Origin of the sequence: Streptomyces sp. NPDC058157, from assembly GCF_042884105.1 — a bacterium.
Taxonomy (GTDB): Bacteria; Actinomycetota; Actinomycetes; order Streptomycetales; family Streptomycetaceae; genus Streptomyces.
On sequence record NZ_JBHVUQ010000380.1, the window covers coordinates 1148 to 2728 of the forward strand.

General features: G+C 75.3%; 2 protein-coding genes. Both read left to right on the forward strand.

The window, feature by feature from the left end:
• A partial coding sequence (locus ACFVXK_RS38025; RefSeq protein ID WP_389621793.1) for an aminotransferase class I/II-fold pyridoxal phosphate-dependent enzyme occupies nucleotides 1-383 on the forward strand: 383 nt, incomplete at its 5' end.
• 12 nt (nucleotides 384-395) lie between these two features.
• Nucleotides 396-1310 (forward strand): LysR substrate-binding domain-containing protein, encoded by a 915-nt coding sequence (locus ACFVXK_RS38030; RefSeq protein ID WP_389621796.1) that lies wholly within the window; start codon nucleotides 396-398, stop codon nucleotides 1308-1310.
• Nucleotides 1311-1581: the final 271 nt, after the last annotated feature.

Consider the following 1581-nt stretch of genomic DNA (forward strand, 5'->3'; position numbering starts at 1 on the left):
TCTCCAACTCCCTCGCCCCGTTCATCGCCGCCGCCACCCTCAAGGTCCTCGACCTCCTGGAGTCCGCCGGCGACCTGCGCGACCAGCTCGCCGCCAACACGAAGCTGTTCCGCACGAAGATGACCGAGGCCGGCTTCGAGATCCTGCCCGGCGACCACGCCATCGCCCCCGTCATGATCGGTGACGCCGCCGAGGCGGCCCGGATGGCGGAGCTCCTCCTGGAGCGCGGCGTGTACGTCATCGGCTTCTCGTACCCCGTCGTGCCGATGGGCCAGGCCCGCATCCGCGTCCAGCTGTCCGCGGCCCACTCCACGGCCGACGTGGAGCGCGCGGTGGCCGCCTTCGTGGACGCCCGAGCGGCGCTTTCCGCTGCTCAGGGCTGACATCATGGAGGGGTGATCGACCCCCGCCGGCTGCGCATCCTGCGGGCCGTGGCGGACCACCGTACGGTGACCGCCGCGGCCGCAGCCCTGTACCTCACCCCCTCCGCCGTCTCCCAGCAGCTCGCCGCGCTGGAACAGGAGACCGGCCACACCCTGCTCCACCGCAGCGGCCGCGGGGTACGGCTCACCGCGGCCGGGGAGATCCTCCTCGCCCACGCCCACGAGGTGCTCGCCCAGCTGGAACGCGCCGAGGCGGAACTCGCCGCCTACGCGGGCGGAGCGGCGGGCGAGGTCACGGTGGCGGCCTTCGCGACCGGCATCGCCGAGGTCCTGGCCCCGGCCATAGCCCGCCTCGCGGCCGAACACCCGGGCATCAGGCTCCGCGTCCGGGACGCCGAGGGCGACCAGAGCCTGCTCCAACTGCTCGACGGGGAGGCGGACCTGGCCCTCGCGGTCGAGTACCGGGGCGCGCCGGGCGCCGACGACGGCCGCCTGTCGGTGATCCCGCTGTACGCGGAGCCCTTCGACGCGGTCCTGCCGGCAGGACACCCGCTGGCCGACCTCCCCGCCGTCTCCCTGGCGGATCTCTCCGACGCGGACTGGGTGGGCCAGTACCCGGGCAACCCCTGCCACGACGTGACCCTGCTGGCCTGCGAACTGGCGGGCTTCCAGCCCCGGTTCGTGCACTCCTCCGACGACTTCCGCGCGGTGACCGCCCTGGTCGGCGCGGGCGCCGGGGTGGCCCTGGTCCCGCGCTCGGCCCTGCGCGGCATGGACCTCAAGGAGGTCCGCGTCCTCCCGGTCACGGGCCCCTCCGCCACCCGCCGCGTCTTCGCCGCGACCCGCCGGGGCGCGCAGTCCCACCCCCTGATCGCCCCGGTCCTGGCGGCCCTGTCTCGGGAGGGGGAACGGGTGCCGGGGTGTTAGGCGGGGTTTTCGCCCCCTCGAGGCGCCGGGGGCGGGCCGGTGGCTGCCCACCCGCCTCGCGGGGTCAGCGGGCGGGGCGGTGGCGGCACGGTGCGGCGGGCCCTGCGCCGGTACCTCACGACGGCCGGGAGTCGAAGGCCCGGCAGCATCGGGGATGGTCGGGACCTCGGCGGGCCGGTCTCAGGGAAGGGTTGGGGCTTTCCCGCCAGTCCCACTGTCCTTCCGCGTCGGGCCGGCCTGTCAAGGGCGCTCCTTCGTCGCGTCGCTTCGC